Here is a 25,382-nt window from a genome sequence, read left to right on the forward strand (position 1 = left end):
ACCAGGCTCGGTCTACCGAATTCGGGTCCTGGAGGTACTGCTGATAGATCTCGTCGACGAGCCACTCGTTCGGTCCGAACGCGGCTGCGGGGTTCTTGCCCGCTTGGTCTGCGTCGGTGGAGATGCTCGAGTTACTGGGGGACTGTGGCGACACGGCGGCAACCGCCCTCTTCCGCTTCACAAGGTTATGGACAGCGGAAATAAAGGCTACGCCCCCAAGACCGCGAAGGTCAGGTCGGGCCGGTTCATCGTCGCGTAAGTCACATCGAAAACTGTGTTTCAGGGCTTGATATGGCGGGAAACAAGCGTGGTTGCGCTGCGAAAGGACTGAACCGGGCATGGCTCCGCCACGCCCGGCGATCACCTCACGCCCAACCGTCGCGCGACGTGCGCGGGGGCCGCACCTGATCACACGTGTCCGGCTGCGCGGACGCCGTGCCGACCACAGGTGGATCTTGAGGCTCCGGATCGAACTTTACGTCAACTTGGCACGGATGAAAGCCCCGGCAGAGTGACGATAATCCTGCAGCCCCGGTCGGATTCGGCCACACCGATCCGGCCGCCGTGCAGATCCACCGCCCACCGGGCGATCGCCAGGCCCAGCCCGGTGCCGCCGTCGCTGCCGGGACCGTGCGGCCGCCTGACGGCGCCGCGGTTGAAGCGCTCGAACACGCGGTGCCACTCCGAGCGCGGAATGCCGGGACCCTCGTCCAGGACCTCGAGCTCCAGCGACTCCGGCTGCGGCCCGCGTCGCGCCTTCACGGTCACCCGGCCGTGCGCCGGGCTGTGCTTGACCGCGTTGTCGATGAGGTTCGCCACGACCTGGTGGATGCGCTCCGGGTCGGCGTGCGCGGTCAGCTCGGGCGGCGACACGTCGAGGTGCAGATGGACGTCCGTACGCGTGTGGTTCCCGGAGCCCGAGGTCATGCTCGCGCGTGCCCCGGCGACCATGTTGGCCTCCTTGAGGACGCCCGAGAGGTACGGCCACACCTCGAAGCGGCGCTGTCGCAGGGGTACGACGCCGTTGTCCAGCCGGGACAGGTCCAGCAGGGTCTCCACGAGCCGTCCGAGGCGCTCGGTCTGCTTCAGGGCCGTGCGCATCGTCTCGGTGTCCGGCTCGGCGATCCCGTCGACGACGTTCTCCAGGACGGCCCGCAGCCCCGCGATGGGCGTGCGCAGCTCGTGCGAGACGTTCGCGACCAGCTCCTTGCGCTGGCGGTCCTGGGCCTCCAGCTCGTCGGCCATGACGTTGATCGTCTCGGCCAGGTCGCCCAGCTCGTCCCGGCGGTTCTCGCGCACCCGGCGCGTGTAGTCGCCCTGCGATATCGAGCGTGCCACCGCGTTCATGTCGTCCAGCGGCGCGGTCAGCGAATGCGCCACGAACTGGGTTATCAGCAGTGTGGCGATCATCGAGAAGACCGTGATGAAGCGCAGCTCCGTCTTGGTGTGCACGGCGACGATCGACAGACCGGTGGTGATCAGGACCGAGACGACGACCAGCGCGCCCAGCTTGGTCTTGATCGAGAACGGGCGTACACCGCCCCAGGGTTCCTCCCCGGGGCCTCTCGGTCCGACCGGCCCGCCGCTCATGGCGTCGGTGTCTCCAGCGCGTAGCCCACACCGTGCACGGTGCGGATCCGCTCCGCGCCGATCTTCCGGCGCAGCGCCTTGATGTGGCTGTCGACGGTGCGGGTGCCGGAGGCGTCCGCCCAGTCCCACACCTCGGCGAGCAGCTGCTCACGGGAGAGCACCGCGCGCGGGGTGTTCGCCAGGCACACCAGGAGGTCGAACTCGGTGGGGGTCAGGTGCACGTCCTCGCTGCGCACCCGGACCCGGCGCTGTGCGTGGTCGATCTCCAGCTCGCCGAGGCGCAGGATGCCGGAGCGGGGCGTGGAGGCCGCGATGGCCGCCCGCTCCACCCGCCGCAGCAGCACGTGCACGCGTGCCGCCAGTTCCCGCATGGAGAACGGCTTGGTCATGTAGTCGTCGGCGCCGACCCCGAGGCCGACCAGCATGTCGGTCTCGTCGTCCCGCGCGGTGAGCATCAGCACCGGCACCGGCCGGGCGGCCTGCACGCGCCGGCAGACCTCCAGGCCGTCGAAGCCGGGCAGCATGATGTCGAGGATCAGCAGGTCGGGCTGCCAGGCCTCGGCGGTGTCGACGGCCGCCGGACCGTCGCCCGCTGTTTGCACGAGGAATCCCTCGGCGCGCAGGCGGGCCGCGATGGCGTCGACGATCGTGGGATCGTCCTCGACGACCAGAACCCGGCGCTGGGCGCCCTGCGTGGCCGTCGCCGTGCCGTTGTGGGAGGTGTGTGTCTGCTCCATCGCCCGCCCCTGTGTGCTTTCCGGAACCAGTGGGGTGATCCCATGACTGCGATTGACGCTTGAATGATCCGCGTCAGGGATGCACATTACGGGGACAGGAGGCGCACTCGCTATCCAGGGCGGACGGCAAGGTGAACGACGTCCGGAACGCCCCGGGCAACCGGGATCTCTTCGGTACGCACCCGTTGGAAACCGGCATTCCACAAGGTTCCCTCGAATTCCGCAGAGGGCTGCGCCGACCATACGGCCAGTACCCCGCCCGGCCTCAACACCCTTGCGCAGCTTGCGAGTCCGGCCGGTGAGTAGAGCCCTTCGTTGGCCTCGTCGACGGTCCAGCCGGGGCCGTTGTCGATGTCCAGACACAGGGCGTCGAACGTGTCCGATGTCTCATTGACGTAAGCGACGAGATCGCTCTCGACGATCACCGTGCGCGGGTCGGCGAACGCGCGGGCGGAGACCGCGGCGAGCGGACCGTCCCGGTGCCAGCCGATGACCGCCGCCTCCCGCTCCACGACCGTGATCCGTCCCCAGCGGGGGTCCTGTGCGGCTCGGGCGAGCGAGAACCCGACGCCCAGCCCGCCGATCAGCACCTCAGGCTCGCTCCGTCCGTCCAGCGCCCGGCTCGCGGCGTCCACCAGCAACCGTTCCGAGCGTCCGTCGGAGGTGTCCATCAGGAAGCAGCCGTTGGCGATGATCTGCAGGAGCCCGCCGTGTCTGCGCAGCACCACCTCGCCGTACGGCCCGTCGCGGCGGTCCAGGACCACAGGGGGGCTGTCGGGCAGGGAGGCCGAGGTCGTCATGGCTGCCATCCTGCCCCAACAGGGCTTTGCCGCCACCCGAATTACGGGTGTCGGGCAGCCGCACGGGTGTCACCCGTTCGAGGGGCCGACCGGCGCTTCGCGCCCGTGGCCGACGGGAAGCGGCTCGTATGGTTCCTCCTGACCCCTCTTGGTTCTTCAGAAAATCCTTTGAATCGTCGCCTGGGTGGCCTCGGTCATAGACAGCGACTCGTGGGACGGCGACGGGTGGGGTGAAACGGAAGGAGCGCCTCACCGTGGAACGGACCGCGAGGGCCGCATCGACGCCCACGCCCGAGCCCCTTCCCGTGGGGGACGTCGCCGCCCTCCTCGACGGCGTGCCCCGCCAGCGCGGCCCGCTCGCGGCACCCGCCCCGAGGACCCCGCGCGCCGCCCGCCACCTGCGCCCCGGGCACCTGCTGCCCTGGCGACTCCTCCCCAGCCCCACCGGCACCCCGGTCACCTTCGCCTACACGGCCGTCCTGGCCCTCACCTCGCTCTTCGCGAGCTGCGCCAGTCCCCGCCTCCTGTACGCGGTCTACCAGGACTCCAGCACCGACGTCGCGCACCTGCTGCGCACCCCGGTCTTCGTCCTGCTGGCCAGCGCGCTGTGGATCGCGGGCGGGCTGCTGTCGCCGTACGCGCTCGCCTTCGTGCTCGTCCTGACCGCGCTGGAGCGGCGGATAGGCGGTGCCCGCGCGATCCTCGTCTTCCTGACGGGCCATGTCCTGGCCACCCTCGCGACCGAGGTCCCGGTCGGCCTCGCGGTCCTGGCCGGCCACCTCCCCGACACCTCGCTGCACCGCCTCGACTACGGCATCAGCTTCGGCGTGGCCGCCAGCATCGGCGCGCTCTCCGGCCTCCTCGCCCCCTGGCTGCGCTGGCCGCTGCTCGCCCTGGTCGGCTACAGCCTCGTCACCGACCTCATCGCCTTCCAGGACCCGATGACCAACTGGGGCCACCTGATCTCACTGGGCATCGGCACCGGGCTCTGGCCGCTGGTACGGCGCTGGCGGCGGGAGCGGGTCCAGGGCCCGGCCGTCGCCGCCCCTGCCGCCCCCTGAGCGCTCAGGCACGCCGCGCCGCCGCCGGCCCCTTCGCCAACTCCGGTATCCCGAGAGCCGCTTCCTGCTCCGCCGTGGCGCCGTGCAGGCGGTCGGTGAGCTGGTACGGGTCGGCGGCCAGGTCGTAGAACCCCCGGAAGAGGACCACGCCGTCGCCCTGGGCGGGCCGGCCCTGCCCGTCGAGGCGGGTCCGGTAGTACTCCTCTTCCTTTCCCCCGCAACGGTGCCCAGTCCGGACGGCGTTGTCCGGCGGTGCCGGAGCCGCGGGTGCCACTCGCCGTAAGGGCGCCGGGCGGTTGCCGGGTGCGGGGTCGTCGTGGCTGGTCGCGCAGTTCCTCCCCCAGCCTTCGGCCGGGGGTACCCCCAGCGCCCCTTGAGGGGCGCTTCAGTCGGCCGGGGTCCAGACGTACGGGGTCGTTGTCGTCAGTGCTGTGAAGCCGAGCCGCCGGAGAATCGGGGCGCTGTCGTCCGAGGCGTCCACGAGGAGGTAGGGGGCGTTGCGGGCCGCCGCTCGGGTCGCTCGCAGGACGACCAGGGCGCGGTAGATGCCCTTGCCGCGCCACTCGGCCAGGGTGGAGCCGCCCAGCAGCATGGCGAAGTCCGTGCCGGGGCGGAAGGCGATCCACGCCGCCGAGACGACCTCGCCGGCGGCCTCGGCGACGTACACCTCGTTGTCGTCGGGGGCGACCGTGAGCCGGCCTCTCAGGTACCCGGCGATCCACGCCATGTCCTCGCCCCACACCGCCGTCTCCAGCGCGGCGATCCGGTCCAGGTCTGCGTCGGCGGTGACCCGGCGCAGGGTCACGCCCGGGGGCAGGGCGGGCGCGGCCACGGCCAGATCCGCGACCAGGGCGATCACGACCGTCTCCCGCGGCTCGGGCACGAACCCCGCTGCGCGCAGCCGGTCGGGGAGGTCCGCCGGGTCGTCGTGCCCGCGCGTCTTCCACTCCACCGCCTCGCCGCGCGCCGCGAAGAAGTCCCGTTGGCGGGCGATCAGCGCGTCCAGTTCCGTGCCGCGGACCCCGCCCCAGTCGCGGGGCCCGGTCACGAAGCCGCGGTGCTGGCCCACGACCCTGAGGGCGGGGCCGTCCTGTTCGTAGGTGATGCCGGGCGCGGGGACGGGCTGGACGGCGCGCATCTGGGCGTCGTAGGCGGCCAGCAGGGCCGCGGTGCTGTCGGTGTCGGTCACCGGCCGACCGTACGGGGAATGAGCCCGCTCCGATCAGCTGTTTTCACCGGCGCGGGACCGTGTTCGGCCAGGTCGGCACTCGATCGCTCAGAGCGAACATATGCATGGGAACATTTCTGGGCTCGTAAACATTGAGTCGGCATAACTCAAGTTGACTGCCGAAGGGGAGATCATGGTTTCGACGTCCGCATCACTCACCCTCCCTGTGCTGCCGCTCGACGGCGAGGTTGTGCTGCCCGGGATGGTGGTCCCGCTGGACCTGAAGGACGCTGATGTACGCGCCGCCGTGGAGGCCGCGCAGGCCGCCGCCCGTACCGAGCCCGGCAAGCCCAAGGTGCTGCTGGTGCCGCGGGTCGACGGGACCTACCCGAGCACCGGTGTGCTCGGCACCGTGGAGCAGGTCGGGCGCCTGGCCGACGGCGACCCGGGCGCGCTGATCCGCGGCCGCTACCGGGTGCGCATCGGCGCCGGCACCACCGGCCCGGGCGCGGCCCTGTGGGTGGAGGGCACCCGCATCGACGAGAACGTCCCGGACCCGGTGCCCGGTCATGTCACCGAACTGGTCAAGGAGTACAAGGCCCTCGCCACCGCCTGGCTGCGCAAGCGCGGCGCCTGGCAGGTCGTGGACCGGGTGCAGGCCATCGACGACGTCTCCCAGCTCGCCGACAACTCCGGTTACTCGCCCTTCCTGACCACCGACCAGAAGATCGAGCTCCTGGAGACCGTCGACGCGGTCGCCCGCCTGAAGCTGGCGACCCAGCAGCTGCGCGACCACCTCGCCGAGCAGGACGTGGCGGAGACCATCGCCAAGGACGTCCAGGAGGGCGTCGACAAACAGCAGCGCGAGTTCCTGCTCCGCCGTCAGCTGGAGGCGGTCCGCAAGGAGCTGCGCGAGCTGAACGGCGACGCCGCCAAGGACGGTGAGGAGTCCGACGACTACCGCGCCCGCGTGGAGGCCGCCGACCTGCCGGAGAAGGTCCGCGAGGCCGCCCTCAAGGAGGTCGACAAGCTGGAGCGGTCCAGCGACCAGTCGCCCGAGGGCTCGTGGATCCGCACCTGGCTGGACACCGTCCTCGAACTGCCGTGGAACGAGCGAACCGATGACACTGGCGCGTACGACATCCAGGGCGCCAAGGCGGTCCTGGACGCCGAGCACGCCGGCCTGGAGGACGTGAAGGAGCGGATCACCGAGTACCTGGCGGTGCGCAAGCGCCGTAGCGACCGGGGGCTCGGGGTCATCGGCGGCCGCCGTGGCGGTGCCGTGCTGGCCCTGGTCGGCCCGCCCGGTGTCGGCAAGACCTCGCTCGGTGAGTCGGTCGCGCACGCGATGGGCCGCAAGTTCGTCCGGGTCGCCCTCGGCGGCGTCCGGGACGAGGCGGAGATCCGCGGTCACCGCCGTACGTACGTCGGCGCGCTGCCCGGCCGGATCGTGCGGGCGATCAAGGAGGCCGGTTCGATGAACCCGGTCGTCCTGCTCGACGAGATCGACAAGGTGGGCTCCGACTTCCGCGGCGACCCGGCCGCGGCCCTGCTCGAAGTCCTCGACCCGGCGCAGAACCACACCTTCCGCGACCACTACCTGGAGGTCGAGCTCGACCTGAGCGACGTGGTGTTCCTCGCCACGGCCAACGTGCTCGAAGCGATCCCCGAGGCACTGCTCGACCGTATGGAGCTGGTCCGCCTGGACGGCTACACCGAGGACGAGAAGGTCGTCATCGCCCGTGACCACCTGCTCCCGCGCCAGCTGGAGCGGGCGGGCCTCGCCGAGGACGAGGTGACCCTCGACGAGAGCGCGCTGCGCAAGCTCGCCGGCGAGTACACGCGCGAGGCGGGCGTGCGCACCCTGGAACGCTCGATCGCCCGGCTGCTCCGCAAGGTCGCGGCCCAGCACGAACTGGGCCGGCGTGAGCTGCCGTTCACGATCCGGGACGAGGACCTGCGGGCCCTGATCGGCCGGCCGCACCACGTGCCCGAGTCCGCCCAGGACCCGGCCGAGCGCCGCACGGCGGTCCCGGGTGTGGCGACGGGCCTCGCGGTCACCGGCGCCGGCGGCGACGTCCTCTTCGTCGAGGCGTCGCTGGCCGACCCGGAGACGGGCGCGGCGGGTCTGACCCTCACCGGCCAGCTGGGTGACGTGATGAAGGAGAGCGCGCAGATCGCCCTGTCGTTCCTCCGCTCGCACGGCGCCGAACTGGAACTGCCGGTCGCCGACCTGAAGGACCGGGGTGTGCACATCCACTTCCCGGCGGGCGCGGTCCCGAAGGACGGTCCGAGCGCGGGCGTCACGATGACCACGGCCCTGGCGTCCCTGCTCTCCGGCCGCCTGGTCCGCACGGACGTCGCCATGACCGGCGAGGTCTCGCTGACCGGCCGGGTGCTGCCCATCGGCGGCGTGAAGCAGAAGCTGCTCGCCGCCCAGCGTGCCGGGGTGACGACCGTCATCATCCCGAAGCGCAACGAGGCCGACCTGGACGACGTCCCGGCCGAGGTGCTGGACAAGCTCGACGTCCACGCCGTCACCGACGTCCGCCAGGTCCTGGAGCTGGCGCTGGCGCCCGCCACGAGCGGCGCGGCGCCGGAGGTTCCGGCAGCGGCGTGACGGACGCTGCCGGATGCAGAGGGCCCGGGTCCCCGCGAGGGGCACGGGCCCTCGCCCTGTGCGCCGCCATGCGTCCGCGAGGCCGTCGTGGCTGGTCGCGCCCACGCGGCGGAGCCGCATGCCGACAGGGCCCCGCGCCCCTTCGGGACGCTGGGGATCGCCCGATCCGCTCAGCCGTTGGCGAGCGCGACCACCCGGTCGACGGCCCCGTTGAACTTGTCGTGGTCCCCGACCGTCGGTCCGGTGGACGTGTACTGCCACATCGTGTACGTCGACCAGCCGGCCGGCAGCGTGCCCACCTCCGAGGCGTACCGGGCGATCCACAGCGGGTTGGCGGAGGCGAAACCGCCGTAGTTGCCGGTGCAGTCGCTCCACCAGCTGGTCGCCGTGTAGATGACCGCGGCACGGCCGGTGCGGGACTTGTACCGGTTGAGGAAGTCGGTGATCCAGGTGACCATCCCGCTCTTCGACTTGCCGTAGCAGGCCGCTCCGTACGGGTTCCACTCGATGTCGAGGACGCCGGGAAGGGTCCGGCCGTCCTTGGACCAGCCGCCGCCGTGGTCGACGAAGTAGTCGGCCTGGGCGGCGCCGCCCGCGGTGTCCGGGGTCGCGAAGTGGTAGGCACCGCGGATCATGCCGACGTCGTAGGAGCCGTTGTACTGCTTGGCGAAGTAGGGGTTCGTGTAGGACGTGCCTTCCGTCGCCTTGGAGTACGCCCATCGGACCCCGCTGCCGAGCAGGGGCGACCAGGAGACGTCGCCCTGGTAGCTGGCGACGTCGACGCCTTCGGTCTGGGTGGCGAGGTCGGTCTTGGGCGTGCCGCTCCGGCCGTCGTGGACCAGGACGCCCATGCCCATGTAGGCCGAGCCGCGGGCCGGGACGGCCGGGCCGGACGCGTCGGCGTGGGCGGGGACCGGGGCGAGCGCCGCGAGCAGCACCAGCAGGCCGGTCAGGAGTGTGGGGGCGGGTCTTTGCGCGGGCATGACGTGCCTCCGTGGGGTGAGGTGAGGTCCCAGGTATGCCAGAGGCGGCCGGTCCGCGCGGCGCGACACGACGCAGTGTCACACGGCACGACGCGCCTGCACGGCGTGAACATGCCAGCGATCGCCGGGTGCAGACGCTACGCACGGGCCGGACCCCGGGGAAGGGGGTCCGGAGGCTGCCGTGGGTCTACGCCTGCGGAATACTTGGCGAGCTGCGGCGATGACGGGGCTTGACGGAAACTTTCAGGACTGCGAAACCGATCAGGGGTGCTGACGTGCACGAGGACGAAAAGGGCGACGAACAGCGCGCCGCCACCGGGTTGACGCCGAGCGGCGCCGACCAGGAGTTCCTGGCCCTTGAGCGCGAGTTGACGGTGCTGCTGCGCCGCGCCAGGGCCAGCCAGGGCGAGATGGCCCGGGAGGTCCACCCCGACCTGGAGTCCGCGGCGTACGGACTGCTCGTACGGCTCGACGAGTGCGGCGGCCAGCGCGCCACCGAACTGGCCGGCTACGTCGGCGTCGGCAAGGCCACCATGTCCCGCCAGCTGCGCGCCCTGGAGGAGCTCGGCCTGATCGCCCGGGAGCCCGACCCGGCCGACGGACGGGCCTGGCTGGTCGCCCTCACCGACGAGGGCAGGCGCCGGGTCGGCACGGTCCGCGAGGCCCGCCGGGGCCGCTACGTCCGTCAGCTCGCCCACTGGGACCGCAGCGAGGTCGCGGAACTGGCCCGGCTGCTGAGCCAGTTGAACGGCGTCATGGAGAAGTAGCCGGCATCAGGCCGCCGCCGGGCCGCGACCGGCGGCTTCACAGCTCGGCGTAGACCACCGTCGCGTCGTCGTGCGTCTTGCTCCGCCGCAGGAACACCCGCGCCTCCCGGTCGGCGGCCTCCAGCTCCCGCACCCGGCCGACCAGCGCCCGCGCACCCTCCTTGCGCACGACGTCCAGGAGGGCCGTCCAGTCGCCCTCCCGGAACTTCTCCGTCCAGCGGGCCGCCCCGTCGGTGAGGGCGGCCAGTGCGCGGACCTCGGCGCGGGGCACGGTCCCGGTGACCGCGCGATCCGCCACCGAGGGGTCCGCGGCGGCCGTGAAGAAGCCGCCCTCCTTGTTGCGGACCGTGGCGTCGGCGATCGCGTCCGAGGCCAGCGAGGCGCGCGGCACCCGGTCGAGCCGGTCGTCCAGGACCGGGGTGACCGTGCCGTCGGGCGACCTCAGGAGCAACGCCGAGTCGGACAGGACGAGGAACTCCACCGTCTCCGCGGACCAGCGGCTCAGCACGACCGTCGCCTGAGGGGTGCGCGGGTGAGAAAGGTCACAGGTGTCACCATGTGCCGCGGCTGTGCGAGCGATCGCCTGTTCGAGTATCTCCCGCAGCGTCAGATCTCCTCGCGAAACGGTCAGTTCGGTCAGCGCGCCGCCCAGCCGCGCGGTGAACCAGGGGACGGAATGCAGACACCCGGTGCCGTCCCTGGGCGGGGTCACCCCGTCCAGGACGATCACGCAACCCCCCTGCCCCGAGGCGGGAAGTCCGACAGCGGCGAAGTCCTCGTTGGGGCGGTCGGAGGTGCCGGGTTCGGAAACGACCTCAGTATGCATTCGGCCAGTCTGCACGACCCCTCCACAGGCTTCACCAAAGGCTGGCATCCATCCCGGAATTGACGCTGCCCCGCAGGTCAGCCGCCTGTTTTGGGGTGGAATGGCGCACTCCGGGAAGCTGCGGTGGCGAATCCTGCCAAAGCCTGCCGTCCGCGTCCAACCGGCCAGCCGGAAAAGGCCCCCGCACGGTCCGCCGGAACTTGCCCGCCAACTCCCCTCCGATGTTCACTCCTTCGGGTGGCGGGTGGGGCGATGTGAGACCACTGCCTACCGGCGCTGGGAGGGTCGGGGACCGATACGCAGGCGCACGCATCGGGTGCGTGCACCACTTGGCACCGAAATGCCGGGGATCATGACGGGGTGCCACCCAGCCCCTTGGGTACACGAGTTCAGGAATGCGAGCACCGGTGCAGAAGACGCGGCCTCGGCGCACAGGCAAGAAGACGGCCTCCGAAACGGGCGCCGCGGCCCCCGTCGGCACCGGCCGCCCCAAGCACGTACGTACCCGGCTGATCGTGGCCGTGGCCGTGGTCGCCGCGGCGATCGCGGGAGCCGGAGCGCCCGCCCTGCTCACCGCCTCCGGGCAGCTGAGCGACTCCCAGGACCTGGTGACCCTGTCCGGCCGCACCCAGGACGCGCTGGCCCTCGCCAACTCGCTCGCCGACGAGCGCGACGAGGTCACCTCCTACATCGCGGCCGGCCGCCCCAGGTCCAAGGCCCCCTCCGAGGACCGCAGCGCCCGTGTCGACCGCCAGGTCGAGGACCTGCGCGCGGACACCGACGCCCCCGGCTGGCTGCGCACCGACCTCGACGGCATCGCCGCCGTCCGCCGCTCCGCCCTCACCGGCAAGAGCACGGCCCTCGAAGCGCACCAGGCGTACTCGCGGACCATCACCGAACTGCACCGGCTCGCCGAGCAACTGGCCGAGCAGATGCCCCCCAGGGCCGGCTCCGGCGCCCACGCGCTCGCCGAACTGGACTCCGCCGTCCAGCAGTCCGCGGCGGCCAGGGGCCTCCTGCTGGCCGCCCTGAACATCCCCAGCACCACCCAGACCACGATCAGCCCCCTCACCGGTCTGCCCGTCACCAGCACCACCACCTCCGAGGCCGACAGGAAGCAGCGCGACGCGCTCACCGCGGCCGCCCAGCAGGCCAGGCTGCGCGCCGACGCGGCCCTCGCCGACTTCCGCGACACCGCGCCCAAGGCGGCGGCCGACTCGTACGACTCCACGGTCGCCGGCGGAGACGTCAACGACGCCGACAAGTACCTGGCCGCCCTCACCGACCAGCCGGTCTTCTCCGACGACGACCTCTCGACCTCCACCAAGAAGCTGGACGCGGCGCTCTCCGCCCGGGTCGACCTGATGCGGGGCGCGGAGTCGGCCCTCTACGACCACCGCACCAAGGACCTCGCGGCGCTCCGCGACGACGACGTGACCGCGCTGGAGATCCGCGTCGCGGTGGTCGGCGCCCTGATGCTGGTCGCGGTCGGCATCGCCACGGCCATGGCCCGCAGCCTCACCCGCCCCCTCTCCGTGCTCCGCCGGGGCTCGGCCCGCCTCGCCGGGGCCGAGGACCCGCGCACCGAGGAACCGATCACCTTCACCGGCCGCAACGACGAGTTCGCCCAGGTCGTCCGCTCCGTCAACGCCCTGCACGCGCACGCCGCCGAGCTCTACGACCGCATCGCCACCCTGGAGACCGACCGCAAGCACCTGGTCGGCCAGCGCCAGAAGATGGCCGACGCCCGCGAGGAACTGCGCGCCGAGGTCACCGAGGCCGCCGCCCAGCTGGAGCGGCTGCGCACCAGCATCGGCGGCACGTTCGTCAACCTGGCGCTGCGCACGCTGGGCCTGGTGGAGCGGCAGCTCGCCGTGATCGAGACCCTGGAGGAGCGCGAGCAGGACCCCGAACGCCTGTCGACCCTCTTCAAGCTCGACCACTTCGCCACGGTCATGCGCCGCCACAGCGAGAACCTCCTGGTCCTGGCCGGCACCGAACACGTCCAGCAGCACGCGGGCCCGATCCCGCTGGTGGACGTCGTGCGGGCGGCGGTCAGCGAGATCGAGCGCTACGAGCGGGTCCGGATCGCCTCCCTCCCGCCGCACGCGCACGTGGCCGGCTTCGCCGCCGACGACCTCTCCCACCTGCTCGCCGAACTCATGGAGAACGCCACCGCGTCCTCCCCGCCCGACGTCCCCGTCGAGATCTCCGGCTGGCTGCTGGAGAGCGGCGAGGTCATGCTCTCCGTCCAGGACGAGGGCATCGGCATGACCGCCGACCGCATGGTCCGCCTCAACGGCCGCCTCGCGGAGTTCGACCCCGAGCCGCCCTACGACCAGGAGGGCGAGGACGGTCTCGGCCTCGGCCTCTACGTGGTGGCCCGGCTGGCCCACCGGCACGGCGTCCGCGTCCAGCTCCGCGAGCAGAAGCAGGGCGGGGTGGCGGCGGTCGTGGTCCTGCCCCAGCCGCTGCTGGCCCAGGCCCCGCGGACCGCGGTCCCCTCGGCCACGACGAGCCCGAACGGCGCCCACGCCTTCTCCCTCCCCGGCGCGGACGCGGAGGTCAACTCCAACGTCCTGTACGGCCGCGCGACGTCCGGCGACCCGCTGGTGACGCTGGCGGAGAAGGCGGTACGCGAGGCCGACGAACAGCCCGCCCACGAGCAGGCGCCGGCGCCGAAGGCCCAGGACCCCGATCCGACGGTACGACCGAAGGCGCCGGCGGAGACCTTCGCCGAGACCACGATGGAACTGCTGGTCCCGCTCACGGAACAGGATCCCGAGCCGACCGGGGAGACCGCGCCGCAGCCACGGACCGTTCCCGGCGAGGAGCGGACGCAGACCGGTGCTGCCGAGGAGCGGACGCGCTCCGCCGACGCCGGGATCCGGCTGCGGGATCGGCGGGTCGAGGGTGACGACTGGCCCGGGTCGCTGGGTGCCGAGGCCGAGGACCGGGCGCGGCGTCGGCGGGCCGAGGGTGACGACTGGCCCAGGCCGCAGTCCGTGGACGCCGAGAACCACGCGCGTCCGCAACCCGTGGCCGCCGACGGCGAGTACGCCCCACCGGGGCCACTCGCAGCTGACCCGGCCACCCGCACGGGTGGTGGGGATGCGAACGACTTCGGCGCAGCCGAAGAGCACTCCCGCCCGCTGCCCCCGCCCGCGACCGCCGAGGCGGAGGACGACGGCGACGCCGAGGACGAGGTCACCAGCAAGGGCCTCCCGAAGCGCACTCCCAAGATCACCGCTCCCGCCCCACCGCCCCGCCAGCGCAGCACCGGCGTCGACGCGGACGCCCTCCGCCGCAGGCTCGGCGGCTTCCGCCGGGGTGCCGACGCGGGACGGCGTGACGTCGAGGCGGAGATCGCCGAGCAGACCGGCCAGAACCAGGTGCCGAGCAGCGTACGAGCCGCACCCGGAACAGCCGTATCCGATGAAGCCACGGGGGGCACAGTCGAGGAGGCAAGCAGTTGACCGCGCCCAGTACCTTCGGACTGAGCAGTGAGGCCCGCAACCTGCACTGGCTGCTGAGCAACCTCGTCGAGGAGGTGCCCGGGATCCAGTCGGTCGCGGTGGTCTCCTCCGACGGCCTGCTCCTGCTCTCCTCGGACACCAGCCGGAACCAGGCGGCCCGCGAGGCACGGGCCGAGAAACCCAAGGGCCCCCGCGGCTCCGCCGCCGACCTCGCCACCATCGTCTCGGGCATCGGCAGCCTCACCATCGGCGCCGCCCGGCTGATGGACTTCGGCCCGGTCAGGCACACGATGGTCGCGATGGACGAGGGCAGCCTCTTCGTGATGTCGATCAGCGACGGCTCGCTGCTGGGTGTGCACGGCAGCGCGGAGTGCGACATGAGCGTGGTGGCCTACCACATGGCACTGTTCGTCGGCCGCGCCGGCCACGTCCTCACCCCCGAACTCCGCACCGAGCTACGCAAGTCCCTAGAGGCCGACGCGACGAGGAGCGGCCGATGAGCGCGCCGAAGAACCGCAGGCAGCACCTCCCGGTACGCGGCGGCGACCGCAAACCCGCCCGCGTCCGCCCCTACTCGCTCACCGGCGGCCGTACCCGCTTCGGCCACGTCCTCCTCGTGGAGACGTTCGTGGCCGCGCTCGAGGCCCCGGAGGAGCGCAAGGAACTGACGAATGGTTCCCTCAGCACCCGGGTGATGCCCGAGATGCAGGCCATCGTCGAACTGTGCCGCCGCATGCGCACGGTGGCCGAGATCGCCGCGTTGCTGAAGATGCCGCTCGGCGTGGTCCGGGTCCTGCTCAGCGACCTCGCGGACCAGGGAAAGATCCGTGTGTACGGAACCGGTACCGGACACGGCGTCGGCCGTCCGGACCGCGCTCTGCTGGAAAGGGTGCTGAGTGGACTACGCCGTCTCTGACGCCACCGGCGTCGACCCGCTCCTCGCTGCCGATGAGGAGCAGGAGCATCTGCGGTCCTGGCAGACGGACCGCAGCCGGGCCCCCATCGCGACGAAGATAGTCGTGGCGGGCGGTTTCGGCGTCGGCAAGACCACGCTGGTCACCGCCGTCTCGGAGATCACGCCCCTGCAGACCGAGGCGCTGATGACCGAGGCGAGCGAGGAGACCGACGACCTCACCGCCACGCCCGGCAAGCTGACCACCACCGTGGCCATGGACTTCGGCCGCATCACGCTCGACGACGACCTGGTGCTCTACCTGTTCGGCACGCCGGGCCAGCAGCGGTTCTGGTTCATGTGGGACGACCTGGTGCGCGGCGCGATCGGCGCCGTCGTCCTCGCGGACACCCGGCGCCTGAAGGACTGCTTCCCGGCGCTGGACTACTTCGAGAGCTGCGGGCTGCCGTACGTCGTCGCGGTCAACCACTTCGACGGCAGTGAGCGCTTCGAACCCGAGGACGTGCGCGAGGCATTGACGATCCCTCCGCACATACCTGTAATGATCATGGACGCCCGCCGTCGGGTCTCGGCCATCGAGACGCTGCTGTCCCTGGTCGCCCACGCGCTGGACGAAACCCCCGAGTAGTTCTTCTGAACCCCTAGGAGCCACCACCGCATGCGGAAGATACTCGTCGTGGGGGCCGGCCAGGCCGGTCTCCAGCTCGCCCTCGGCCTCCAGTCGCACGGCTACGAGGTCACCCTGATGTCGAACCGGACCGCGGACGAGATCCGCTCCGGCCGGGTCATGTCGACGCAGTGCATGTTCCACACCGCACTGCAGCACGAGCGCGATCTCCAGCTGAACTTCTGGGAGTCCCAGGCCCCGAAGATCGAAGGACTCGGCGTCTCGGTCGCGGCCCCCGGCTCCTGGGGCGAGGGCCCCGCGGCCCGCGCCATCGACTGGGTGGGCAGGCTCGACGGGTACGCGCAGTCGGTCGACCAGCGGGTGAAGATGGCCGGCTGGATGGAGACCTTCGCCCAGCGCGGCGGCCAGCTGGTCATCCACGGCGCGGCCGTAGGCGACCTCGACTACTTCGCCCGCACCTACGACCTGGTGCTGGTCTCGGCCGGCAAGGGCGAACTGGTCCAGATGTTCGGCCGCGACGCCTCCCGCTCGCCGTACAGTGAGCCGCAGCGCGCGCTCGCCGTCGCCTACGTCCACGGTCTCGGTCCGCGCCCCGAGCACCCGGACTTCCACGCGGTCCGCTGCAACCTGGTCCCCGGCGTCGGCGAGCTCTTCGTGATGCCGACCCTGACCACCTCCGGACCCGCCGACATCCTCTTCTGGGAGGGCATACCCGGCGGCCCGCTGGACGTCTTCAACGGCGTCAAGGACCCCTCGGAGCACCTCTCCCTGACCCTGGAACTCATGGAGCGGTACACGCCCTGGGAGTACGCGCGGGCCACCAAGGCCGAACTGACCGACGCCGGCGGCACCCTCGCCGGCCGCTACGCCCCCACCGTCCGCAACCCGATCGGCCGCCTCCCCGGCGGCGGGCTGGTCCTCGGCGTCGCGGACGTCGTCGTCGCCAACGACCCGATCACCGGCCAGGGCTCCAACTCCGCCTCCAAGTGCGCGGCCTCCTACCTCGCCTCGATCCTCGAACAGGGCGAGAAGGAGTTCGACGAGACCTGGATGCAGGAGACGTTCGACCGCTACTGGAACACCGCCCAGCACGTCACCAAGTGGACGAACGCCATGCTGGCGCCCCCGCCGGAGCACATCCTCAACCTGATCGGCGCGGCGGGCCAGCTCCAGCCGGTCGCCGACCGCTTCGCCAACGCCTTCAACGACCCCGCCGACTTCGAGAACTTCTTCTACGAGCCGGAGAAGACGGAGGCGTACCTGGCCTCGGTGGCAGGCGCTGCCTGATCCGGCAGGCCGGATTTCGGCCGCGGGTGCGTGGGGGTTGCTCGCGCAGTTCCCCGCGCCCCTAAAGGGGCGCACTGCAGCGCCCCTTCTTTTGCTTTCAGGGGCGCGGGGAACTGCGCGAGCAACCACGATGGCGCCGCGCCCGATCGCGGCCGGTGCCCGTCGCGGCGCCCCGGCCCAGCGCATACGCTGATCGCATGACCCCGCAGGCCGCCACCCCCGCCTACCGCAGGCTGTCCGTCGAGGAGCGGCGCAGCCAGCTGCTCGACGCGGCCCTCACCCTCTTCGCGCACCGCGCGCCGGAGGAGGTGTCGCTCGACGACGTGGCGGAGGCGGCCGGGGTCTCCCGCCCGCTGGTGTACCGCTACTTCCCCGGCGGCAAGCAGCAGCTCTACGAGGCCGCCCTCAGGTCGGCCGCCGAGGAACTCGAGCACTGCTTCGACGAGCCCCGTGAGGGCCCCCTCCTGCCCCGGCTCGCCCGCGCCCTCGACCGCTACCTCGCCTTCGTCGACCAGCACGACGCCGGCTTCAGCGCCCTGCTCCAGGGCGGCAGCGTGGTGGAGACCTCGCGGACGACGGCGATCGTGGACGGCGTGCGACGGGCCGCCGCGCAGCACATTCTCAGCCACCTGGACATCGCCGACCCGGGGCCCCGGCTGCGGATGACCGTCCGGATGTGGATCACCGCCGTCGAGGCGGCCTCCCTCATCTGGCTCGACGAGGACAAGCAGCCGCCCGTGGAGGAGTTGCGGGACTGGCTGGTGGACCAGTTCGTCGCCGTGCTCAGCGTGACCGGGCGCCGCGACCCGCAGACCGCGGCCCTCGTCGACGCCCTCGCGGCGGATGGCTGAAACTGGTGTCGTGAAGAGTCAGGACACCCCCTTCGAGGGCGGCCCCATGGACGGGCGGGTGCTGCCGGTGCTGCTCGGCATGACCGGCCATCCCCCGAAGACGTACCGCATCCCGGTCCCGGACCCGGCCGGCGGCCCGCCCACCGTCCTGGTCTACCGCCGGGTGTCCCGGGGGCAGAGCAAGCGCTTGGGCCTGTCCCAGGGCTGGAAGTACGAGTACGACCCGACGGGCAAGGGGGCCGGCGGCGGGCCGAAGTGGCCGTGGTCGAAGCAGGACCCGGCCGGGAGGCCCGACGACACCGGCGGGTGACACGGCTGGGCCGAACGGCGCACCCGCCGCGCGGACCACGCATACACATCTGATAATCACGTGATCATCGCGATGTGGAACGGAGAGACCGTCCCGCATCGGAGGTGATGACGTGTCAGGAAGGTTCCTGCGTCTGGCCTGTACGGCCGCGGTGGCGGCGGCCCAGGCCGTCCTCGCGCCGTTGCCCGCGCTCGCCGCGCCCGACCCGGCGCAACCGGTCGCCGAGCTGCTGACGGACCTCCAGCAGGCGTACCGGCAGACCGAACAGGCCACCGAGACCTACAACGCGACGGCGGAACGGCTGCAGCGGCAGCGCGCCGAGGTGACCCGCCTGGACGGCGAGCTGGCCATCGCCCGGCGCTCCCTGCACACCAGCAGGACCGAGGCGGGCCGGCTGGCCCGGCAGCAGTACCAGAACAGCAGCGCGATCTCCCCGTACGTACGGCTGCTGCTCGCCCGCGACCCGCAGCACGCGCTCGACGAGGGTCATGTCATCGGCGAGCTGGCGCGCGAGCGGGCGAAGACGGTGGGCCGCCTGGCCGACGACGAGCGGAACCGGGCCGGCCTGGCCCGCCGGGCCCGCGCGGCGCTCGACACCCAGCTCGCCCTCGCCGAGAAGCAGAAGAAGCAGCGCGACGAGGTCCGCACCCGCCTCTTCGACGTGGAGCGCATGCTGGCGGCCCTCACCCCCGACCAGCTCACCGCGCTCGCCGACCTGGAGAAGGAGAAGACGGCGGACGCCCAGCGCAAGCTCACCACGTCCGGCGCCCTGGGCACCGCCACGCCACCCCCCTCCCCGGCCGGCGACCGCGCGGTGCGGTACGCGGTGCGGCAGCTGGGGAAGCCGTACCAGTGGGGCGCGGCGGGCCCGGTGTCGTACGACTGCTCGGGCCTGACCTCCCAGGCCTGGGGCCACGCCGGCACCCCCATCCCGCGCACCAGCCAGGAACAGTGGGCCGACCTGCCCCACGTCCCCCTGAACCGCCTGCGCCCCGGCGACCTGGTCGTCTACTTCCCCGAGGCCACCCACGTGGCCCTCTACCTGGGCGACGGCAAGGTGGTCCAGGCCCCCCGCCCCGGCGCGAAGATCAAGGTCTCCCCGATCGCGGCCAACCCGATCCTGGGCGCGGTACGCCCGGACCCGACGGCCGCCTCCCTGGCCCGCTACACACCCCCGGCGATCCCGAAGACGGCGGCGGAGGGCCCGGACGACGCTTTCGGAACTTCACAGCCGACCCCACCCACACCGACGTAGGGGCGCTGGGGGTCCCCCTCAAGCCAGCAGCCCCGAGCTCTTCCACAACCGCCGCCCGGCCCCCCGGAGAACCCCGATGTCGTCCAGGAAGTCGGTCAGCCGCTTCGCACCCGTCTGCATGACCTCCCGCCGATGCCCACTCGCCCGCACCTGCGCCACGGCCTCCCGCCGGTCCAGCCCCACGTTGGTGTAGACCTCCGGATTCACGAAGGCGACCGAGAACACCCGCGCGAACTCACCGGAGGTGACCCGCGTGAACTCCTGCGACCACCGCGGCGCCGTCACCATCTGCCGGCGCAGCTCCTCGCGGGCGTACCGCACGTGCCGGGCCTCCTCGACCACGTGGATCCGCGTGACCCCCCGGACGAGCGGCTGGATTCGCTCGTCCGGGAAGGTCAGCCGCTGCATCCAGTCGAGGACCTCCTCGCCGAGCAGGGTGGCCGTGAAGGACCCGGGGGTCGTGGAGATCGTCTTGAAGAGACGGCCCAGGTTCTGGTGGACGCGGCTCACCGGGTACCAGGGCGTGTCACCGCGCGCTATCAGCCGCGCGAACATCTTCGAGTGCCGGCACTCGTCCTCGATCTCGGTCAGCGCGTAGCGCACGTGCGCGGTCGTCGCCGCCTTGTCGTAGATGTGCCGGACCAGCAGCTGCATCAGGATCAGCTCGAACCAGATCCCCAGCGAGGCCAGCGCGGCGGCCTCGTGCTGGGAGAGCAGGATCCGCTGTTCCTCGCTCATCCGCTGCCACATCGGCGTGCCGTACAGCGACACCAGCTCCGGCGGCCAGAACCACTTGCCCTCCTCGAAGGGCGCGTCCCAGTCCAGCTCCTTGTCCGGGTCGAAGGAGTGCTTCGCGGAGGAGGCCAGCAGGCGTTCGGCCACCTGCTCGCGGTCCTTGAGCAGGCCGAGCGCGTCCCTCAGCCCGTCGACCGCGTCGGCTTCCGTCAGGGTCGTCATCGCTCCCTCACCTCGTTACCCGGGGGTACGTCGTCGTGCTCTTATGAGACCGCTTGTCAGCAAGCCGGTCAATCCCCCGTGCACGACGTGTTGACTCCGCGTCTCAGAACCCGAGCACCGCCCGCATCACCGACCGGGCGATCGGCGCCGCGTCGCCGCCGCCGCTGATGTCCCCGCGGTCGGCCGCCGCGTCCTCGACCACCACCGCCACCGCGACCTTGGGCTCCAGGTCGTCGTCCGCCTGCGCCCAGGACACGAACCAGGCGTACGGCACCCCGGAGTTGCCGATCCCGTGCTGCGCGGTGCCGGTCTTGCCGCCGACCGTGGCGCCGCGGATCGCCGCGTTCGAGCCGGTCCCCTCCTCGACCACGTCCACCATGAGTTCCTTCATGCGCATGGCCGTCGCGGCACTCATCACCTGCCGCACCGGCCCCGCACCCCCCGTGCCGACCGTCTCGCCGGTCCGCCGCACGGTCCGCTCCACCAGGTACGGCGGTCGCGCGAGTCCGCCGTCCGCCACCGCCGCAGCGACCATCGCCATCTGCAGCGGCGTGGCCCGGGTGTTGTACTGCCCGATCGACGACAGGGCCAGCTGTGCCTTGTCCACGCTCGTGTCGAAGGTGCTCGGCGCGGCGGTGAACGGGATGCGCAGCCGGGTGTCGTTGAAGCCGAACGCCTGCGCCGTCGCCGTCATGCCCGCCGCTCCCACGTCCACGCCCAGCTTCGCGAAGACCGTGTTGCAGGACCACTCGAAGGCCGCCCGCAGCGAGGCGTCCGCGCAGCCGTCGCCCTCGTTGGTCAGCCGGGTGGTGGTGCCCGGCAGCCGGTAGGGGTCGGGGGAGTCGGTCGGCGCGTCCAGGTCGGTGACCACGCCCGCGTCCAGCGCGGCGGCCGCCGTGACCACCTTGAAGGTCGAGCCCGGCGGATACGTCTGCCGTACCGCCCGGTTGAGCATCGGCTTCTCCGGGTCGTCGTTCAGCCGCGCCCAGGCCGAGGTCACCGCCTCGCCGTTGCCGGACAGTTCGGAGGGGTCGTACGACGGGGTGGAGACCAGGGCGAGGATCCGGCCGGTCGCCGGTTCGATCGCGGCGACCGCGCCCTTGCGCGAGCCGAGCCCCCGGAAGGCGGCCTCCTGGGCGTACCGGTTCAGGGTCGTGACCACGTTCCCGCCCGGGTTCACCGCCCGGCCGGTGTCGTTCCACAGCGGCAGCGGCGACAGCAGCGGGTCGGTCCCGGAGAGCACCCCGTCCTCGGCGTGCTCCAGGAAGGTGGTGCCGTACAGCTGGGAGGCGAAGCCGGTGACCGGGGCGTACAACGGGCCCTGCGGATAGGTGCGTTCGTAGCGCAGCTGCTCCCCGCTGTCCCGGGAGCCGGTCACCGGCACGCCGCCGACCAGGATGTCGCCGCGGGGGAGGCCGTAACGGGCGATCGAGTTACGGCGGTTGGCGGGGTTGTCGTCGTACTCCCGGGCCTTGACGACCTGGACGCGGGCCGCGTTGACGAGGAGGGCGAACAGCAGCAGGGCGCAGAGGGCGCGGGCCCGCCGGACGTACCTGGCCATGCCGCCCCGCCGGCGGCCGTCCCCGGCGCTCATGGGGCCACCTGTCCGTCGTAGTGGCGGCGGGCCGAGTCGCTCACGCGGATCAGCAGGGCCACGATCGCCCAGTTGGTGACCACCGAGGAGCCGCCCTGGGCGAGGAACGGCATCGCCATGCCGGTCAGCGGGATCAGCCCGGTCACCCCGCCCGCGATCACGAACACCTGGAGCGCGAGGATCGAGGCGAGCCCGACCGCGAGGAGCCGGCCGAAGGGGTCGCGCAGGGCGAGGCCGGCCCGGTAGCCGCGCTCGACGAGCAGGCCGTAGAGGAGGAAGATCGCCGACAGTCCGGCGAGGCCGAGTTCCTCGCCCGCGGTGGCCAGGATGAAGTCCGACTTGGCGGCGAAGCCGATGAGCACGGAGTGGCCGAGCCCCAGTCCGGTGCCCAGGACCCCGCCGGCCGCGAACGCGAAGAGCGACTGGGCGAGTTGGTTGGGACCCTGGCCCGCGTCGATCGAGGCGAACGGGTGCATCCAGTCCTCGATGCGGCCGTGCACGTGCGGTTCCAGACGGCCGACGGCGACCGCTCCGAACACGGCGAGCAGCAGGCCGACGGCGATCCAGCCGGTGCGCCCGGTGGCGACGTACAGCATGACCACGAAGAGGCCGAAGAAGAGCAGCGAGGTGCCGAGGTCGCGTTCGAGGATCAGGACGCCGACGCTCACCAGCCAGATGGTGACGATCGGGCCGAGCACCCGCCCGGTCGGGAACTGCATGAACCACAGCCGGCGGCCCGCGTACGCGAGCGCGCTGCGGTTGGCCGCCAGGTACGCGGCGAAGAACACCGCGAGCAGCACCTTCGCGAACTCGCTGGGCTGGATGGAGAATCCGGCGACCCGGATCCAGATCCGGGCTCCGTTGACGGCGGGGAAGAGGATCGGCAGGAGCAGCAGGACGAGCGCGGCGGCGACGCAGACGTACGCGTAGCGCTGGAGCACGCGGTGGTCGCGGAGCATCAGCACGACCATGATGAACAGGCCCACGCCCAGGGTTGACCAGACGAGCTGGGCGGGGGCCGCGTGGTCGCCGGGGGTCTGCAGGTCCAGCCGGTAGATCAGGACCAGGCCGAGTCCGTTGAGCAGCACGCCGATCGGCAGCGGCAGCGGGTCGGCGTACGGGGCGCGGAAGCGTACGGCGAGGTGGGCGACGAGCGCGAGGACCCCGAGGCCGGCGCCGTAACCGGCGGCGCCGGGCGGGACGGTGCCGGTCTTTGCCAGGCCGACCGCGCAGTAGCCGTACACGCAGAGCAGGACGGCCAGCACGATCAGGGCGAGTTCGATGCCACGGCGCCGGGGGAGGCGTGCGGCGGGGGTGGGGGTCGCGGTCGCCGCCAGGGTGGTTCCGGCCTTGGTCATGTCCGGAACTTACCCAAATGGCGCGAGTTGCGTGCTTTGTTGGCTTGCGTCAGCGTGGCGTGGGGTCCGTGGGGTGGATTGCGGCTGCGGGTGCGTCGTGGCTGATCGCGCAGTTCCCCGCGCCCCTGAAAGCACGTCGGCTGGTCCCACCTTCTTGGGGGCGCGGGGAACTGCGCGACAAGCCCCCACCCACCGCAGCCGCGCCACGCACCCGAACCCCCCTACGGGAGCGTCAGAACAGCCACCGCACCCCCGTCGATCGCGTTGGCGAACGACAGCCGCGCGCCCAGCACCTCCGCCTGCCCCACCGCGATCGTCAGCCCCAGCCCGTGCCCCTTGGCCCCGCCCTCCGTCCGGAACCGCTGCGGACCGTGGGCCACCAGGTACCCGGGATAGCCGTCCCCGTGATCCCGCACGGTGACCTCCTTCCCCTCCACCGTCAGCACCACGGGCCCCCGCCCGTGCCGGTGCGCGTTGGCGACCAGGTTCCCCAGCACCCGTTCCAGCCGCCGCCGGTCGGTCTCGACCCACACGTCCCGTACGACCTTCACCTCGGTCTCCGTCCCGGACGCCCGCACCACCCGCTCGGCCAGCGTGCCCAGCGCCTCCGCGTCGGTCTCCAGCCGTTCCCGGCCCGCGTCGAGGCGGGAGATCTCCAGCAGGTCCTCGGTGAGCGTGCGCAGCGCCGCCACCCGGTCCCGCACCAGCTCCGTCGGCCGCCCCGGAGGCAGCAGTTCCGCCGCCGCGTGCAGCCCCGTCAGCGGCGTCCGCAGCTCGTGCGCCACGTCGGCCGTGAACCGCTGCTCGCTCAGCAGCTTGCTCTGCAACGACGCGGCCATCCCGTCCAGCGCGGCGGCGACGGCGGCCACCTCGTCCTGCGGGCGGGTCGGGTCCTTGGTGCGGGGGTCGTGCACCCGCGCGTCCAGGTCCCCGGCGCTGATCCGCCGGGCCACCTGCGCGGTGCCGTGCAGCCGCCGGGTCACCCGGGTCACCGCGAACGCCCCGACCAGCAGCGTCGCCCCGATGGCCAGCGCCGACGACCAGAGGATGGAGCTGTCCAGGCCGGCGATGGTGCGGGCCTGCTGGGAGTAGTCCACGGCCACCGCCAGCGTCCGGTGCCGGTCGGCCGGGCCCGCCGCCCACATCGTGGGCCGGCCGTCGTCCTGGGCGACCATCGTGCCGCGGTCCCCGGCCAGCGCCAGCGCCCGCAGCTGCCCGGGCAGCCCGCGCGGGTCGACGCGGGCGCCCCGCGGCAGCGCGTCCCCCGCCTCGTACGCGGCCGTCGCCTCCGCGAGCCGGGTCAGCGCCTGGTCGCGGGCCTGGGCGACGGTCTGGTCGGTGACCGACACGTGCACCAGGACGCCGAGCAGCGCGGCCAGCGCACAGCACATCACCGTGATGAACGCGGCCGACTTCGCCGCCAGCGTCCCGGCCCAGCGGGGGAGCCTCATCGCGTGGCCGCCGAGGCCGACGGCACCGGTCTGCGGGTGTGGTGCCCCCTGCCGGTGCGCAGGAACTCGTCCCGGGTGAACACCATCGCCTTCCGCTCCGGGTCCCAGGCCCAGGTCGTCCGGTACTCGTACCCGCTGATCCCGGCCGGCGACCGTACGATCACCGTCCGCCCGGCCAGCTCGACGCCGATGATCGCGTCGTCGTCGTCGAGGACCTGTTCGAGCCGGTTCTTCTCGACGGTGTACACGCGCAGCGCCGTCTGGTTCGTCGGATACAGCCGGAAGCCGAGCGTCAGCTCGTCCCGCCCGTCCCCGGTGAGGTCCCGGTAGTACGGCTTCAGCAGCGGACAGCGGGCCCCGCCGCCGCCCGCCGTGCACTCCTGCATCCGCTCCGCCGTCTCGTGGTACGCCCCCTTGGACCCGTAGTCCGCGGGGTCCGCGGCGATCTCCGCCCGTACGACGGCCACCGGGTCCACCCGGCGGATGTCGCCGCCGGGAACCGTGATCCCCTTCACGGTCTCCGTGCTGCCCTCGTCGTAGGGCCAGGCCGGGCTGGACGCCGGCCGCAGGTCGGGCCAGAGCTTCGCGGGGCTGACCGCGGTCGGTGCCGCCCCGGCCCCGCGCAGTCCGCCGGAGTCGCCGCAGCCGGCCGCGGTCACCGCCAGCACGGCGACGGCGACCGCGGCCACGGCGGTACGGACGGGACGACGGGCTGGCACGCTGCTCCTGGCTCGGCGGGTCGGTGGTCGA

The 25,382-nt window shown here is 72.3% G+C and carries 24 protein-coding genes; 11 read left to right on the top strand and 13 right to left on the bottom strand.

Features of this window, described 5'->3' with window-relative positions:
• The 4 genes from JF597_RS39555 to JF597_RS39570 form a co-directional block, all read right to left on the bottom strand.
• A partial coding sequence (locus JF597_RS39555) for a hypothetical protein (RefSeq protein ID WP_294008303.1) occupies nt 1-340 on the bottom strand: 340 nt, incomplete at its 3' end.
• A 140-nt stretch (nt 341-480) separates the two neighbouring features.
• Nucleotides 481-1,590: a HAMP domain-containing sensor histidine kinase gene (locus JF597_RS39560; protein WP_294008250.1), complete on the bottom strand. Its 1,110-nt coding sequence runs from the start codon at nt 1,588-1,590 to the stop codon at nt 481-483.
• Nucleotides 1,587-2,327, bottom strand: a complete 741-nt coding sequence (locus tag JF597_RS39565) for a response regulator transcription factor (RefSeq protein WP_093499134.1) — start codon at nt 2,325-2,327, stop codon at nt 1,587-1,589. Before JF597_RS39565 ends, JF597_RS39560 begins: the two co-directional genes overlap by 4 nt.
• Before the next feature lie 110 nt (nt 2,328-2,437).
• Nucleotides 2,438-3,127, bottom strand: coding sequence for a spermidine synthase (locus tag JF597_RS39570; protein ID WP_294008253.1), 690 nt, complete (start codon nt 3,125-3,127; stop codon nt 2,438-2,440).
• Nucleotides 3,128-3,381: 254 nt separating this feature from the next.
• Between JF597_RS39570 and JF597_RS39575 the strand changes: the two genes are divergently transcribed.
• A complete protein-coding gene (locus JF597_RS39575; protein ID WP_294008254.1) occupies nt 3,382-4,188 on the top strand; it encodes a rhomboid-like protein in 807 nt (268 codons plus the stop codon).
• A gap of 4 nt (nt 4,189-4,192) precedes the next feature.
• Here the strand turns inward: JF597_RS39575 and JF597_RS39580 are convergent, their stop codons facing one another.
• Entirely contained in the window at nt 4,193-4,462 is a 270-nt protein-coding gene (locus tag JF597_RS39580; RefSeq protein WP_294008256.1) for a hypothetical protein, read from the bottom strand.
• 111 nt (nt 4,463-4,573) lie between these two features.
• Nucleotides 4,574-5,326, bottom strand: coding sequence for a GNAT family N-acetyltransferase (locus tag JF597_RS39585; RefSeq protein ID WP_294008305.1), 753 nt, complete (start codon nt 5,324-5,326; stop codon nt 4,574-4,576).
• Nucleotides 5,327-5,549: 223 nt separating this feature from the next.
• Between JF597_RS39585 and lon the strand changes: the two genes are divergently transcribed.
• On the top strand, nt 5,550-7,976 hold the full coding sequence (gene lon / locus JF597_RS39590; RefSeq protein ID WP_294008257.1) for an endopeptidase La: 2,427 nt from the start codon (nt 5,550-5,552) through the stop codon (nt 7,974-7,976).
• A gap of 170 nt (nt 7,977-8,146) precedes the next feature.
• On the opposite strand, the gene JF597_RS39595 is transcribed toward lon, so the two are convergent.
• Nucleotides 8,147-8,959 carry a lysozyme gene (locus JF597_RS39595; protein ID WP_294008258.1) on the bottom strand — a complete coding sequence of 271 codons (813 nt, stop codon included), beginning with the start codon at nt 8,957-8,959 and terminating at the stop codon, nt 8,147-8,149.
• A gap of 275 nt (nt 8,960-9,234) precedes the next feature.
• On the opposite strand from JF597_RS39595, the gene JF597_RS39600 reads away from it, so the two are divergent.
• A complete protein-coding gene (locus JF597_RS39600; RefSeq protein WP_294008260.1) occupies nt 9,235-9,726 on the top strand; it encodes a MarR family transcriptional regulator in 492 nt (163 codons plus the stop codon).
• A gap of 37 nt (nt 9,727-9,763) precedes the next feature.
• Here the strand turns inward: JF597_RS39600 and JF597_RS39605 are convergent, their stop codons facing one another.
• Entirely contained in the window at nt 9,764-10,552 is a 789-nt protein-coding gene (locus JF597_RS39605; RefSeq protein WP_294008261.1) for a protein phosphatase 2C domain-containing protein, read from the bottom strand.
• Between the two features lie 407 nt (nt 10,553-10,959).
• On the opposite strand from JF597_RS39605, the gene JF597_RS39610 reads away from it, so the two are divergent.
• The 8 genes from JF597_RS39610 to JF597_RS39645 all read left to right on the top strand — a co-directional run bounded on the left by JF597_RS39610 (nt 10,960) and on the right by JF597_RS39645 (nt 19,272).
• Nucleotides 10,960-14,028 carry a nitrate- and nitrite sensing domain-containing protein gene (locus JF597_RS39610; RefSeq protein ID WP_294008263.1) on the top strand — a complete coding sequence of 1,023 codons (3,069 nt, stop codon included), beginning with the start codon at nt 10,960-10,962 and terminating at the stop codon, nt 14,026-14,028.
• Nucleotides 14,025-14,528 (top strand): roadblock/LC7 domain-containing protein, encoded by a 504-nt coding sequence (locus tag JF597_RS39615; protein ID WP_294008264.1) that lies wholly within the window; start codon nt 14,025-14,027, stop codon nt 14,526-14,528. Before JF597_RS39610 ends, JF597_RS39615 begins: the two co-directional genes overlap by 4 nt.
• Nucleotides 14,525-14,944 (top strand): DUF742 domain-containing protein, encoded by a 420-nt coding sequence (locus JF597_RS39620; protein WP_294008266.1) that lies wholly within the window; start codon nt 14,525-14,527, stop codon nt 14,942-14,944. The genes JF597_RS39615 and JF597_RS39620 overlap by 4 nt, the downstream gene beginning before the upstream one ends.
• Entirely contained in the window at nt 14,925-15,569 is a 645-nt protein-coding gene (locus JF597_RS39625) for an ATP/GTP-binding protein (protein ID WP_294008268.1), read from the top strand. Before JF597_RS39620 ends, JF597_RS39625 begins: the two co-directional genes overlap by 20 nt.
• Before the next feature lie 30 nt (nt 15,570-15,599).
• Nucleotides 15,600-16,856, top strand: a complete 1,257-nt coding sequence (locus tag JF597_RS39630) for a styrene monooxygenase/indole monooxygenase family protein (RefSeq protein ID WP_294008270.1) — start codon at nt 15,600-15,602, stop codon at nt 16,854-16,856.
• A 197-nt stretch (nt 16,857-17,053) separates the two neighbouring features.
• The gene (locus JF597_RS39635; RefSeq protein WP_294008272.1) at nt 17,054-17,707 is read left to right on the top strand and encodes a TetR/AcrR family transcriptional regulator; all 654 of its coding nucleotides are present in this window, start codon (nt 17,054-17,056) and stop codon (nt 17,705-17,707) included.
• A 10-nt stretch (nt 17,708-17,717) separates the two neighbouring features.
• Nucleotides 17,718-18,017 (top strand): hypothetical protein, encoded by a 300-nt coding sequence (locus JF597_RS39640; RefSeq protein WP_294008274.1) that lies wholly within the window; start codon nt 17,718-17,720, stop codon nt 18,015-18,017.
• Nucleotides 18,018-18,129: 112 nt separating this feature from the next.
• Nucleotides 18,130-19,272 (top strand): C40 family peptidase, encoded by a 1,143-nt coding sequence (locus JF597_RS39645; protein WP_294008276.1) that lies wholly within the window; start codon nt 18,130-18,132, stop codon nt 19,270-19,272.
• Nucleotides 19,273-19,290: 18 nt separating this feature from the next.
• Here JF597_RS39645 and JF597_RS39650 read toward each other — a convergent pair whose 3' ends face one another.
• The 5 genes from JF597_RS39650 to JF597_RS39670 all read right to left on the bottom strand — a co-directional run bounded on the left by JF597_RS39650 (nt 19,291) and on the right by JF597_RS39670 (nt 25,351).
• Nucleotides 19,291-20,229, bottom strand: coding sequence for a diiron oxygenase (locus JF597_RS39650; protein ID WP_294008278.1), 939 nt, complete (start codon nt 20,227-20,229; stop codon nt 19,291-19,293).
• Nucleotides 20,230-20,332: 103 nt separating this feature from the next.
• Nucleotides 20,333-21,790 carry a penicillin-binding transpeptidase domain-containing protein gene (locus JF597_RS39655; protein ID WP_294008307.1) on the bottom strand — a complete coding sequence of 486 codons (1,458 nt, stop codon included), beginning with the start codon at nt 21,788-21,790 and terminating at the stop codon, nt 20,333-20,335.
• 29 nt (nt 21,791-21,819) lie between these two features.
• Nucleotides 21,820-23,181 carry an FtsW/RodA/SpoVE family cell cycle protein gene (locus JF597_RS39660; RefSeq protein ID WP_294008280.1) on the bottom strand — a complete coding sequence of 454 codons (1,362 nt, stop codon included), beginning with the start codon at nt 23,179-23,181 and terminating at the stop codon, nt 21,820-21,822.
• A gap of 221 nt (nt 23,182-23,402) precedes the next feature.
• On the bottom strand, nt 23,403-24,632 hold the full coding sequence (locus tag JF597_RS39665) for a HAMP domain-containing sensor histidine kinase (RefSeq protein ID WP_294008282.1): 1,230 nt from the start codon (nt 24,630-24,632) through the stop codon (nt 23,403-23,405).
• Nucleotides 24,629-25,351: a hypothetical protein gene (locus JF597_RS39670; protein ID WP_294008284.1), complete on the bottom strand. Its 723-nt coding sequence runs from the start codon at nt 25,349-25,351 to the stop codon at nt 24,629-24,631. Before JF597_RS39670 ends, JF597_RS39665 begins: the two co-directional genes overlap by 4 nt.
• Nucleotides 25,352-25,382: the final 31 nt, after the last annotated feature.

Origin of the sequence: Streptomyces sp., from assembly GCF_019510245.1 — a bacterium.
Lineage (GTDB): Bacteria > Actinomycetota > Actinomycetes > Streptomycetales > Streptomycetaceae > Streptomyces.